The sequence below is a fragment of the Cytophaga sp. FL35 genome (genome assembly GCF_014349235.1).
Taxonomy (GTDB): domain Bacteria; phylum Bacteroidota; class Bacteroidia; order Flavobacteriales; family Flavobacteriaceae; genus Euzebyella.
On the sequence record NZ_JACSOH010000012.1, the window covers coordinates 127,428 to 140,029 of the forward strand.

Here is a 12,602-nt window from a genome sequence, read left to right on the forward strand (position 1 = left end):
TGCTATTTAAAAAGTCAAACTTAAACCTAGTGTGTATGATCTAACTGCAGGATCTTGGGCTTGATCATATCCTCTTCTTGCATTTTCGTCCCCTCTATTAATTTCGGGGTCATACCCACTATAATTGTCGAAAAGCAAAAGGTTAGTTCCTCTTACATATACCTTGGCACTTTGAAAAATGGGCAGTTTATCCGAAGGGATATTGTAACCCAAGCTTAAGTTTCGCAACCTTAGAAAAGACCCGTCTTCAATGATTCCCGTTTCAGGTACCAATTCGGTTCTAAAGACGCCTCTTACGGAAGGCACCGAGGTTTCTGTGTTGGTCGGGGTCCACCGGTCGGAGAACCTGGCACTCACATTGTTGTCGAAAGCTGTGTTCAACCACGCATCCGTTTCATTGAATATGTCGTTGCCCAATACAAAAGACCAATACATTGAAAACTCAAAGTTTTTATAGGTAATGGTATTGTCCATTCCCCCAAATAGATCGGGGTGAGGGCTTCCGATTACGGTTTGGTCGTTGTTGTCAATTATCCCATCGGGAACTCCTTCGGGTCCGCTGATATCCCTAAATCTTTTTCCGCCCGGGAAAACTCCCCGACCTTCAAGACCCGCGGCATTAATTTCTTCCTGTGAATTCCAAATGCCATCACGGATATAACCATAAAATGCACCCAGGGGCTCGCCTTCTTTGATTACGGCTGAAGGAATGTTTACGACCCCACCTATCCTGTTTATCAACAGCTCCCCGTCTTCGTCAGGGATGGAAACGACCTGGTTTTTGTTTGTCGAAATATTAAAGCTGGTATCCCATCTAAAGTCTCCCTTGTCAATATTTATGGAGTTGATAAAAAGCTCAAGCCCGGAGTTTTCAATGGTTCCGAAGTTTGTGGGGATAATTGCCGTAGGCACACCGGCTATCCATAGGATTTCCTGGTCGGTAAATAGGTCCTTGGTTTTTTTATGATAGTAATCGAGGGTTACTTGCAGGCGGTCGTTAAAAAAGGAAGTATCCAAACCTAGATCCAACTGGTCCGTAGTTTCGAATTTTAATTGGTCATTGCCCAATCGGTTAAGGCCAATACCATTTGTAATATCCCCACTATTCCCAAAAAGATAGGTAAAGCCGGCACCTAGACGAGCTAGGGAAGTTCCGCCGGAAGCAGGGTTGCCAAGTCTACCGTAACTTGCCCTTAACTTTAAATTATCGAAAAGCGATAAATTTTCAATAAATTTTTCCCTACCGGCGTTCCATGCCACGGCCACGGAAGGAAAGGTCCCCCATTTGCTGTCCTTGGCAAAGTTAGACGAGCCATCCACCCTTCCGTTTAGTGTAAGGCGGTATTTACCTTTGTACGAATAGTTTAAGCGAAATAAGAAAGATTCAACTCCAAATTCATTTGCGAATGAACCAGCACCTGTTCTCTCAGAGCCCGAATCAATATTATTATATGTGAAGTAATCCGTAGTAAAACCTCTAGTTTGTACAGTGCTTCCGGAATTAAATATTCTTTGTCTGGTGTAACCTAAAAGCCCATCAAGACTATGATTACCAATATCTTTATTATATGTTAGAGTTTGTTCTAGAAGAACGCTTAGGTACTCTGAATTGCCAATGGTTGCAGTTCCTCTATCATTGGCTTGGCTAAAAAGTGTGGAAGGTGCATAATCCTCATTTTTTGTTAATGCAAGATCAGTACCATAATTAATTTTATAACGCAAGTTTTCAATTGGTTCCAGTTCAGCGAATACTGTGCCTAAAATTCTTGTTCTGGTGTCTAGATTGACATTCTTGGCGGCGGCACCAACGGGGTTCTCGGCCGAAAGTTCGGCACTTGCCGTCTGTATGGTATACTCTCCGTTTTCATCCTTGACCGGCAAGGTCGGGAACCACCCGGCTATATTTATTATATTGCTGCTTCTGGGAACGGCTGTGCTTCTGGAAATGGTTACCGAGTTTCCTACTTTCAATATTTCATTGATTTTATAATCGCCATTTGCACGGAATTGATACCTTTTTAAGTTTCCGCCGGTAAAAACTCCCTCTTGATTGAAATAGTTGCCCGAAACAAAATACTGAGCCTTCTCATTGCCGCCGGATGCGGAAAGGGTATGGCTGGTCATTGGGGCTCCGTTTCTATAAATTTCTTCTTGCCAGTTAGTGCCCTCCCCATAAGAAAGAGGATTTGGGTAGGCTTCAGTTCCCTGTACTTCATTTTGCCAATCGGCAAATTGAGAAGCGTTTAGGACATCGATAAACCTTGTAGGCGATTGAAAAGTAGTATAGCCATCATAAGTAAATTTAGACTGCCCTGCTTTTCCTCTTTTCGTTGTAATGAGAACAACTCCTGCCGAGCCTCTCGACCCATACAGGGCTGTTGCAGACGCGTCCTTTAGAACCTCGACCGATTCTATGTCTTGCACATTAATATCTGCAGAATTTCCGGCTCCAATTAGACCATCAATTACAAAAAGCGGGGAGCTGTTACCCGTAATAGAGTTAGTTCCCCTAATTCTGATTGATGCTGCTGCGCCCGGTTGTGACGAGGTTGGGGTAATTTGGACTCCGGAAACTTTGCCCCTAAGGGCGTCATCAAGTCTTGCAGAAGGGGTAGAGTTAATTTCATCGGTTTTTATGGATGCAACAGATCCTGTAAGGTCTGACTTTTTTACCGTTCCATAAGCCACAACCACTACCTCTTCCAATCCTGCAGCGTTTTCTTCCAAGGATATGTTAAAGGCGGAAGACCCATTAACCGGTATTTCCTTTGTTGCAAAACCTATATAGGAGACAATAATAGTGCCTTGGTCATCGCTTATATTAAGTGTAAAATTTCCATCAAAATCAGTTTGGGTTCCATTTGTGGTGCCTTTTTCTATGATGTTGGCACCCGGTAGTGGGGTGCCATCCGCATCTACCACTGTTCCAGATATGGAAAATTGCAGTGTCTTTCTTGTGATGTTTTCCCCTTCGGTTTCCTGAGGTTTTCGTTGTACAACAATTGTCTCGGAGTCGGTGAACTCAAAACCGAGGTTTAGTGGAGACAGACAATTATGTAGTAAATCTTTCGTTTTAATCTCTCCAGGAGCCAAGGTTACATTGGGGGCGTTTTTAAAATATTCGTTACTAAAAATGAATTTATACCCCGTTTGCTTATGGATTAGGCGAAACACCTGTTTTACGCTTACAGATTTCTCGGTAGCAATGGAAATTTTAGCGTCTTGGGACAAGGCATCCTTGGTACCCATGGCAAAGGAGAAGACACAGAATAAAATGAGATATAGCTTCACAAGTAGTCTAAAAAGGACCCCTATCCTAATTATAGGAGCTCTAGTGTTAAAATAAGTTTGCATAAATTAGTTGAGTGATTGGTTAAAAATTGTTTTAATCGTTCATTTTACGGGAAAAGGCCTTAGCTGTGGAAGGTGCAGGTCTTTTCCTTTTTTTTATTTGATAACTATGGTTTCTTCATCGGTTGTAAATTTTAGTTGATTATTACTGGTGCTTTCAATCAATTTAAGTAGGTCATAAATAGATTCGGACCTTTCAACAATTCCGGTAAAAGTGTGGTTCTTTTTGGCAGCTTCCTCAAAAACAATATCAACGTTATACCATCGAGACAATGATTCCATGATGCTCTCCAATGGTTCATCATTAAAGGAAAACAGACCACGCATCCAAGCGATTTCCTGTTGTGCATCAACATCCTTTATATTTATAGCCATTGATTCCCGGGTTATTTCAGATTGCTGATTTGGAGATAATTTTTTGGAGATACCGTCTTTGGATATTTCTACACTTCCTTCCAGCAGGGTGGTCCTGATCGTATCATCATCACTGTATGCCTTTACATTAAACTCCGTTCCCAACACCTGTATTTTTTGAAATCTATTGACCACATTAAAAGAGGATCCGTAGTTGACCTCACTAGAAGTTACCTTAAAAAACGCTTCACCATACAAAAGTTCAACTTCTCTCTTGGCTCCCTTAATGAACTTAGTAGGATATTTAATTTTTGATTCGGAATTCAGCCATACTTCCGTTCCATCTGCCAACACCAAGTAAAATTGACCCCCTCGCGGCACACTTAATTGATTGACCTGTATATTTTGAGCTTTGTTATCTTCCTTTTTATAGGTTATTTTGTCTCCACTACTGCTCACTTGACTGTCCTCATAGGTGCTGCCTTTTTCAAGAATAACCTGATTTCCGTTACCTAAGGTGAGTATTGCTTTATCTGCTCCAGGAATTATCGCCGGTTCATTTTTAACAGATGTAACCTCTAAATCTATCGGTTGATTCTGGGTTTTGAAGTGGAAAGCAAAAAAAAGTATAAACCCTATAGATGCAGCAACACTTGTTGACCAAACAAGTCTTCTTGCCTTAGCTTGTTTTCGTCTTTTTATATCGGCCTTGACCTTTTTCTTTGCTGCATTCAAATCGTAGTAGTCCATAGAAAATTGGGCAAAATAATCAGCGCGAACAAGAGCATTAAATTGCTTCTGGTTTTTACCGGTCCTTAACCAGTCGTCCAGAACTTCCAGTTCATGAATGTTTGCCTCATGATTAAGAAATTTGACAATTATTTTTTCGGTTTTCAAGACTGATTGTTATGTTTATATATAATTAGTACGCACAATATTTGCGAACCCCTTTGTTTTTTTTATAATTTTTTGGCAAATATTTAAAATCATGAAAATCTTGGACCAAGACGGACTTTTGGCGGAGAGGCTGAAAATCGGAGATGAACGAGCCTACGATCTACTAATGGAGAGGTACTATATTTTGCTATGCGGTTATGCGTATACTTTCACTAAGTGCCATGACAGTGCGGAAGATATCGTCCAAGGTGTAATGGTTGATCTGTGGTCTAAAAGGAAAAAAATTAAGCCGGAACTCTCACTAAAGAACTACTTGTACAAATGTGTTTACAATGCCTTTATTTCACATTATAGAAAGAAGAAGCCCGTAATTTATTTAGAAAAAAAGCACTTTGAAGCCGTTGACTTAATTATTGAAAACGATTATGAAGAAATGCAGCGGTTGATGCAAATAGTAAACACGGAAATAGAAAAACTGCCAAAAAAGTGCAAAGAAATATTTCTTTTGAATAAAAGAGATGGTTTAACCCACTCTGAAATCTCAGAACACTTAAATCTTTCGGTTAAAACGGTAGAGGGGCACATTACGAAGGCATTTAAAATATTAAGGGCCAAATTTGAAGAGAAGGTAGGACCTGTACTATTTTTGTTAACAAGACAATCAAATTTCAACTTTGATTAAGTAAGGTATTCTAACTCTTTCTCAATGTCCTTATGAAATTTGTTAATGCATTATCATTTATAACAAATACCCAATGACCATTAAAATTTTAGTAGTAGGTTGTGGTAATATGGGAACCTCACATGCCAGGGCCTATCATCAATTAAATGGGTTTGAAATTGTTGGGTTGGTAAGTCGTTCTCCAGAAAGTAGGGAAAGACTATCTGAAGAATTAGGGGGTTACCCCACTTTTAGTTCCTATCAAGAAGCCTTACGTACCACCCGGCCAGATGCAGTATCCATAAATACTTATCCTGATACACATTCTACTTATATACAAATGGCACTCAACGCCAACGCCCATGTCTTTGTTGAAAAGCCTTTGGCGTTAACGGTAGAAGATGCCCAGTCACTGGTTACACTTGCGGCTGAAAGGGGAAAAAAGATGGTGGTTGGCTATATTCTAAGAGTTCATCCAGCTTGGGAAAAATTCGTAGAAATTGCCCGTAACCTTGGGAAACCTTTGGTCATGCGAATGAATCTTAACCAACAAAGTTCAGGTGGCCATTGGCACACACATAAACAATTGATGAAATCTATGTCTCCCATTGTAGATTGTGGGGTACACTATGTGGATATGATGTGTTTGATGACCCAATCCGTTCCGGTCAGTGTAAGCGCCATTGGGGCCCGTCTTACGGAAGAAATAGACAAGAGCATGTACAACTACGGACAGTTGCAGGTTCGTTTTAAAGATGGTTCCGTTGGTTGGTATGAAGCAGGATGGGGTCCTATGATGAGTGAAACGGCCTTCTTTGTAAAGGATGTAATTGGGCCCAAAGGTTGTGTTTCCATTATTGATGAAGCCAAAGGCGATTCTGACGATGTGGACAGCCATTCTAAAACTGGCTCCCTAAAATTACACTACAGCGCTACAGATAGGGAGGGAAATTTTACGGAACCCGATAAACTATTGGATACTTCTGATGAACCTGACCATGATGCCCTATGCCTTCTGGAACAGGAGTATTTTCTAAAAGCGATAACCGAGGATATTGATTTAAGCGACCACCTAAGGGATGCCATCAATAGCTTGCGCATTGTATTGGCAGCAGACAAATCCTTTAGGACGGGACAAACCGTTATTCTTTAAATAAAGGTATTTGGGTAAGGTCGATTAAATCCGGGTCCTTTTCCTTTAAGATCCGTTTAGTTCTCAAATACCTGTTTCGGTTCCATTCATCAAAATTATAGGCCTCGGGATCCATACTACTAATTCGAACCATATTGGAGGCATGAATAAATTCATTATTACCGATCCACATACCCACATGCACCACTTTTTCAGCAGTGGAGTCGGTAGCTTTTCGTCCAAAAAACAATAAATCTCCCTTTTCCAAATCTTCAAAATTCTGAATGGAATCAATAGATTTACCCGTATGTACTTGCTGTGAGGCATCCCTTGGAATTACCATACCGTTTAAAAAATAAATGGTTTTGGTAAAACCGCTACAATCCATTCCCTTTGTTGAAGTTCCTCCCCATAGGTAGGGAACACCCATTAATTCCTTTGAAGTGCTAACCAAATCTTCAACTGTTGGATTCATTTGATCGATCCATTGGTTATAGTCTTCCGCCTCGGACTTTACTACAAAAGCCTTTCTTCCATCGGGATAGGACACTTCAAAAAATTCATCGGTAGCGGACGCCACCTCGAGCACATTTCCTGCCACCAAATCAGAAATAATACCGTCTTTGGCCTCATTGGCATAGGAATGACCGTAGGTTTTGGTATAAATTATTTTAGATGATGCTTGCCAGGCCTTCATATCATCTGAAGTCATTAATTGAATTCCACCGTCATCTACCCAGGATAAATATTTATCAGGAGTCTGAATATAGAACCATCCCCCCTCTTTTTTAAGTACCTTTACCGGAGTTCCCAAGGTAGCCTGTGTGGCAAGTTCTGCAGAATGTTTAGGGTTACTCCGTAAATTGGCAACAGATATGTTAACCACCGCCTGTACGGTATCTCCCAAGGTTTCAGCGGGCAACAATCGTAGCTCGTCGGTAAAATCAAAATCGGATTCCTTAAGTTCTTCCCTTAAGGCATTTAAGGCCTCGGCACTGTTGCTTTCACCGGTAATCAAGTATTTTTTACGGTCTGTATAAACATGAACGTCAAAAAGAACCGTTCGTTTATCGGGCGCAAATTCTTTTCGCACCTCCTTTATTTTATTTAGGAAAATCTGCTCTTGAGAAGTGATGCCCTCGCAAGCTATTATAGCTATAAAACCAATACACATCAACATTTTCAATAATACCCTACCACTTTTTGCTATATCCATCATTCCTTTTCCGAAATCAAATTAATTAACTTTGGTCTCCATGGAGAAATTCAAAGTTATAGAACTTTTTGCTGGTGTGGGCGGTTTCCGGCTAGGACTTGAAAAAAACGGGAAGTTTGAGGTTGTTTGGAGCAATCAATGGGAACCCAGCACCAAAACCCAACATGCCTCTATGGTATATGAAGCGCGTTTTGGTAAACAAAATCATTCCAACCAAGATATTGCTGAAGTGCCCATCGACGACATTCCCGAGGCCGATTTATTGGTAGGCGGATTTCCCTGCCAAGATTATTCCGTGGCCACTACCCTACAGAATTCAAAAGGTCTTATTGGTAAAAAAGGGGTACTGTGGTGGAGCATCCATCGTATTTTAAGTGAACAACAAAAACCGGTACCCTATTTGTTTTTGGAAAATGTAGACCGACTTTTAAAATCTCCTTCTTCCCAAAGGGGACGGGATTTTGCCATCATGCTCAAAAGTTTGGATGACTTGGGCTATGCCGTGGAATGGCGGGTAATAAATGCAGCAGAATATGGGATGCCACAGCGCCGAAGGCGCATTTTTTTTCTAGGTTATCACAAATCTACCGAAGTCTATCAAGCAATAAATACTTGCGATAAAAAGGAATGGATAGAAAGCCATGGTACCATAGCAAAAGCTTTCCCTCTGAAAAACTCGACGAAGAGGCCTACTGAAGTGCCCATTGAAGATGATTTGGTGAACCTATCAGATAATTTCAATAAAGGAAAAAAGCTATCACCATTTCAAAATACCGGAGTCTTTATCAACGGAAAGGCCTATACCATGAAAACCGAGGCAGATTATCATGGCAATTATATGAGCTTAGGGAAGATACTTCAAAATGGAGATGTACCGGCGGAATTTTATATACCAGAGGAAGACTATCCCAAATGGGAATACCTCAAAGGTGCCAAAAAGGAAATAAGAACTGCTAAAAACGGATATACCTATAATTATAGTGAAGGGGGAATGATATTCCCAGATGCTCTGGATAATGCCTCAAGAACCATTATTACCGGCGAGGGCGGTAAATCTCCTTCCAGGTTCAAGCATGTAGTACAGACCAAAAAAGGTCTCAGGCGATTGACCCCTATAGAATTGGAAAGATTAAATATGTTTCCTGATAATCACACCAAGCTAGAAGGAATTACCGATACCAAAAGAGCTTTTTTTATGGGTAATGCCCTAGTAGTTGGTGTTGTTGAAAAAATTGCCCAAATACTCTATCAAAAAATTAAAATGTAAGTTTTGAACCTAAAAAGTAATTTTAAGAAAGATTTGGAAAAGGAACAAAGGTTACAAATCTTACTTGATTGCTATTATAAGACACATTTACATAATTATACGTTCCATAGAGAGAGTGATTTAAAAAAACAGCTAAAGGGTATTGATTTGGTGTTGACCCAAAGAAAAACCAATATTTCCTATAATGTTGATGAAAAGGCGCAACTGGACTATATTAATGATGACCTACCCACGTTCGCCTTTGAGATAAGCTACTTTAAAAGTGATAAAATAAGAATGGGTTGGTTATTTGATACAAAAAAAGAAACCCATTTTTATTCTTTGGTTACTGCCATTTATGAAGACGAACCCAACAAATTCACTTCCTGTAAAATAACATTTGTTAATCGAAAAAAACTACTTCAATTTTTATCTGAAAAAGGAATTGAAGAGAATACCTTTCATCATTCAGATTTAGTACACGGTAAAAAAAATATACCTCAACTTCATCATAGAAAACAAGGATATCTCTATCTTTCTTCTAATAACAAGGTTGAAAAGCCTTTGAATCTTATTTTAAAACTTGATTTCCTAATAGAAATGGGTATCGCTAAGAGATTGACCTAAAAGTTTCACCGACTAGTTGGTCGGAGAAACAATGTATCAATTAAGTTCACATTGATACTCGTGCATTTCATCTAATGAAAGTCTCCAATCCCCTATGTTGACGGATATACAGCAGAAAAAGAATACTCCAAAAACCGACCCTCTAGTCGGTTATTTAAAAATAGAACTACCTCTTTTTTATCTTCCGAAGAATCTTAAACTACTGTTAATCAGCTCCTCGTTTTTGCTTATTTGCCCAGAAATATTATTTTATGAGGTATGGTAAAAGTAGAAAAGTCAGAAAATCAGGAATTTTTAGAGAAGTCAATCAATCATTTGGAGGCCACAGGTTTTGAGAATATCAAAGCCGATATGGACGGGTATGATACCCCTAAATCCTACGTGAGAAAAGGCAGGGGCGCAGAAACTACCATTACCCCAGATATAGTAGCGGTTAAAAATGGCCGTAAGTACTATTTTGAAATCAGCCTTAAATCTGAAAAACCACGGTTATTGAAGACCAAGTGGTTGTTTTTGGATACCCTAAGCAGGATGAATTCCAATCGTTTCCGTATAATCACCACTCGTGGTCATTATAAGTTTACGGATAATATGCTTCAGGATATCAACCTTAGCAATAAGGAACCTATTAAAATTTAAATAGGAATTTCTCTAATTTTCTTTCCTACAACAGGCTGCATTTGCGGCCTTTACTTGTTTAGTAGCATTGCTATATGAGGAATTCCATCTTCCAGATACCCTTCTCCCACTTGATGAAATCCAAAATCATGATAAAACCGCTCTAAATAAAGCTGTGCGGATATTCTAATGGTAGTTTCTAAAAAATGACTCTCAATAGCCAGAATGGAAGCCTGTACGATATCTTTTCCGTAACCATATTTACGTTCCGACTTTTTAACCGCAACTCTTCCAATGGAGGCTTCCTTAAAATAGTCGCCTCCTTTAAAAACTCTGGTATAAGCAATTATTTCACCTTGTTTTTTACCTATTACATGTACCGCTTTTGCATCTTTGCCGTCAATATCTTGGTAAACACAATCCTGCTCAACCACAAAAATTTCACTTCGTAGTTTAAAAATATCGTGTATTTCTTCAACCGATAATTCATCAAAAGGTTTCGCCTCTATTACCATTTAATCTTGAACAATTATATGTTTGCTATCAGGTTTGCCATATTCCGGCTGTATGGTTACATGGTTAATGCCGTACTTATGAAAAACCTCCTCTTCTATTTCCTCTAAGATAGATTCGAATTGAGATAAACTAATGTCTTCATTAAAATCTAAATGTGCTTCTAAATGCACCTCGTTCTCATTCAATTGCCAAATATGCACATGATGCACATTTTTTATGCTGTCCATTTTTCCTATGCTATCCACAATATCCTGTACCTGAATGGTGTTTGGTGTAAATAGCATTAAAACCCGCGTAGATTCCTTTAACAAATCCCATCCTACATAAATAAGATACATTGCTATACCTAGAGTAAGCAAAGGGTCTATCCAATAGATTTTGTAGAACTTCATAAGTAAACCACCTATCAAAACAGCCACGGATGCCAACATATCCGTAAGTAAATGTAGGTAAGCAGATTTCATGTTCATATTGCTTGCAGCATCCTTTTTAAGAAGGAATACGCTAAACCCATTGGCTAGTATACCCAAAAATGCCAACCAAATAACCAGGTTGGATTCTATTTGCTGTGGATCCAGAAAACGCTCTACCGCTTCAATTATCAAAATGACAGAAACAATCAGCAAGGTGGCGGCATTTACAAAAGCAGCTATAATTTCCGCCCTTTTATATCCAAAGGTTTTATTGGCTGATGCCTTTCTTTTAGATAATAAATTGGCGATGTAGCTGACGATAAGGGAGAGAACATCACTAAAATTGTGTAAGGCATCCGATAACAGTGAAAGACTCCCGGAAATTAGACCTCCAATTACTTGAAAAACCGTAATTAGTGTATTTAGAAAAATGGAAATGAGTAAATTTTTTCCACTTAACTCCGTATGACTATGTACATGGTTATGATGTGAATGCCCCATAAACAAAGATAACCTGTTGTGTTAGAGACTACGGTTAAATAAACCCCAAAACTAGGGCATCAAATTTTAGTAAAATTATTTGCGGAAATGGTCAACTATACACAAGGTATCTTTTCAATTCTACGTTCGTGTCTCCCGCCCGCAAATTCTGTATTTAGAAAAGTCTTTACCATATCCAATGCTTGCGGAAGGGAAATGTATCTAGCTGGTAGGCTTAGAATATTGGCGTCATTATGTTCCCTACCCAATTCAACAATTTCTTTGTTCCAACAAAGGGCACACCTTACTTTTTGATGTTTATTGGCGGTCATAGAAGCACCATTGCCACTACCACACACGATAATACCAAAATCCACTTTTCCGTTTTCAACATCATCTGCCACAGGATGGACAAAATCTGGGTAATCAACACTATCCGTACCATCCGTACCATAGTTTTGAACATCAATGTCCATAGCCTTTAACATTCCTACTATGGCCAGTTTATACTCCGTTCCTGCGTGGTCATTACCAATGGAAATTTTCATCTTTTCTAAGGTGTTATGTTATAAGATAAAAGGTTTTTAGTATTTCTAATAAAACCTCTACAAATGTACAAAATAGAACAGCTTCACAACACAATAGCTACAGTTCACAACAATAGTTTGAATCCTTGAAACCCTCATTGTTTATTTGTACTATCCACAAGGTTTATTAATTGTTAATAACCTACCAAAAAATTCTGGATCTTAAATTTTGTTTTCTCGTCCTAATATCCCCTTATAAACTCTGGCGAAAGACAACAAATTATTTTATTTCAATTTTACATTCAACTTTCAAACAATAAACACACTTAATTAACACTAATTTTACCTTGAGTTTTCAAAAAATTCATGTTTAAAGTTGTTATCAACCTCTTTTCATAAGAAATTTAATTAGCTGATTTACTGTATTCTTAATCGTTTAAAGATTGTCAATAACTTCTTGAATCTGTTTACAGCAAGTTTCCCACCATTTTTTTTTAACCATTATTAACAACCCATCATAACCATCATTTTATTTTAAATTTTAAAAAAGAAAAAGAATGATAT

General features: G+C 38.8%; 11 protein-coding genes. 5 read left to right on the forward strand and 6 right to left on the reverse strand.

Going from position 1 to position 12,602, the window contains the following annotated elements; genetic code table 11:
- Positions 1–6: 6 nt before the first annotated feature.
- Positions 7–3,354: a SusC/RagA family TonB-linked outer membrane protein gene (locus tag BIZ36_RS11630; protein WP_187458077.1), complete on the reverse strand. Its 3,348-nt coding sequence runs from the start codon at positions 3,352–3,354 to the stop codon at positions 7–9.
- Positions 3,355–3,447: 93 nt separating this feature from the next.
- Entirely contained in the window at positions 3,448–4,602 is a 1,155-nt protein-coding gene (locus BIZ36_RS11635) for a FecR family protein (protein WP_187458078.1), read from the reverse strand.
- 91 nt (positions 4,603–4,693) lie between these two features.
- On the opposite strand from BIZ36_RS11635, the gene BIZ36_RS11640 reads away from it, so the two are divergent.
- Together BIZ36_RS11640 and BIZ36_RS11645 are read left to right on the forward strand one after the other, a co-directional pair.
- Positions 4,694–5,284, forward strand: coding sequence for an RNA polymerase sigma factor (locus tag BIZ36_RS11640; RefSeq protein ID WP_222937361.1), 591 nt, complete (start codon positions 4,694–4,696; stop codon positions 5,282–5,284).
- Between the two features lie 73 nt (positions 5,285–5,357).
- On the forward strand, positions 5,358–6,416 hold the full coding sequence (locus BIZ36_RS11645; RefSeq protein ID WP_187458079.1) for a Gfo/Idh/MocA family protein: 1,059 nt from the start codon (positions 5,358–5,360) through the stop codon (positions 6,414–6,416).
- Here the strand turns inward: BIZ36_RS11645 and BIZ36_RS11650 are convergent.
- Positions 6,406–7,614 carry a C40 family peptidase gene (locus BIZ36_RS11650; RefSeq protein ID WP_222937362.1) on the reverse strand — a complete coding sequence of 403 codons (1,209 nt, stop codon included), beginning with the start codon at positions 7,612–7,614 and terminating at the stop codon, positions 6,406–6,408. The two genes, BIZ36_RS11645 and BIZ36_RS11650, sit on opposite strands and share 11 nt — an antisense overlap.
- A gap of 37 nt (positions 7,615–7,651) precedes the next feature.
- Here BIZ36_RS11650 and dcm point away from each other — a divergent pair, with 37 nt between their 5' ends.
- The 3 genes from dcm to BIZ36_RS11665 all read left to right on the forward strand — a co-directional run bounded on the left by dcm (position 7,652) and on the right by BIZ36_RS11665 (position 10,123).
- Positions 7,652–8,878 carry a DNA (cytosine-5-)-methyltransferase gene (gene dcm / locus BIZ36_RS11655; protein WP_187458080.1) on the forward strand — a complete coding sequence of 409 codons (1,227 nt, stop codon included), beginning with the start codon at positions 7,652–7,654 and terminating at the stop codon, positions 8,876–8,878.
- A 3-nt stretch (positions 8,879–8,881) separates the two neighbouring features.
- Positions 8,882–9,484: a hypothetical protein gene (locus tag BIZ36_RS11660; protein WP_187458081.1), complete on the forward strand. Its 603-nt coding sequence runs from the start codon at positions 8,882–8,884 to the stop codon at positions 9,482–9,484.
- A gap of 258 nt (positions 9,485–9,742) precedes the next feature.
- Positions 9,743–10,123, forward strand: a complete 381-nt coding sequence (locus BIZ36_RS11665) for a hypothetical protein (RefSeq protein WP_187458082.1) — start codon at positions 9,743–9,745, stop codon at positions 10,121–10,123.
- Positions 10,124–10,173: 50 nt separating this feature from the next.
- Here the strand turns inward: BIZ36_RS11665 and BIZ36_RS11670 are convergent, their stop codons facing one another.
- The 3 genes from BIZ36_RS11670 to BIZ36_RS11680 all read right to left on the reverse strand — a co-directional run bounded on the left by BIZ36_RS11670 (position 10,174) and on the right by BIZ36_RS11680 (position 12,059).
- Entirely contained in the window at positions 10,174–10,617 is a 444-nt protein-coding gene (locus BIZ36_RS11670) for a GNAT family N-acetyltransferase (protein WP_187458083.1), read from the reverse strand.
- Positions 10,618–11,532, reverse strand: coding sequence for a cation diffusion facilitator family transporter (locus BIZ36_RS11675; protein ID WP_187458084.1), 915 nt, complete (start codon positions 11,530–11,532; stop codon positions 10,618–10,620).
- 95 nt (positions 11,533–11,627) lie between these two features.
- Complete coding sequence (locus tag BIZ36_RS11680; protein WP_187458085.1) at positions 11,628–12,059, reverse strand: RpiB/LacA/LacB family sugar-phosphate isomerase; 432 nt, start codon at positions 12,057–12,059, stop codon at positions 11,628–11,630.
- Between the last annotated feature and the right edge of the window lie 543 nt (positions 12,060–12,602).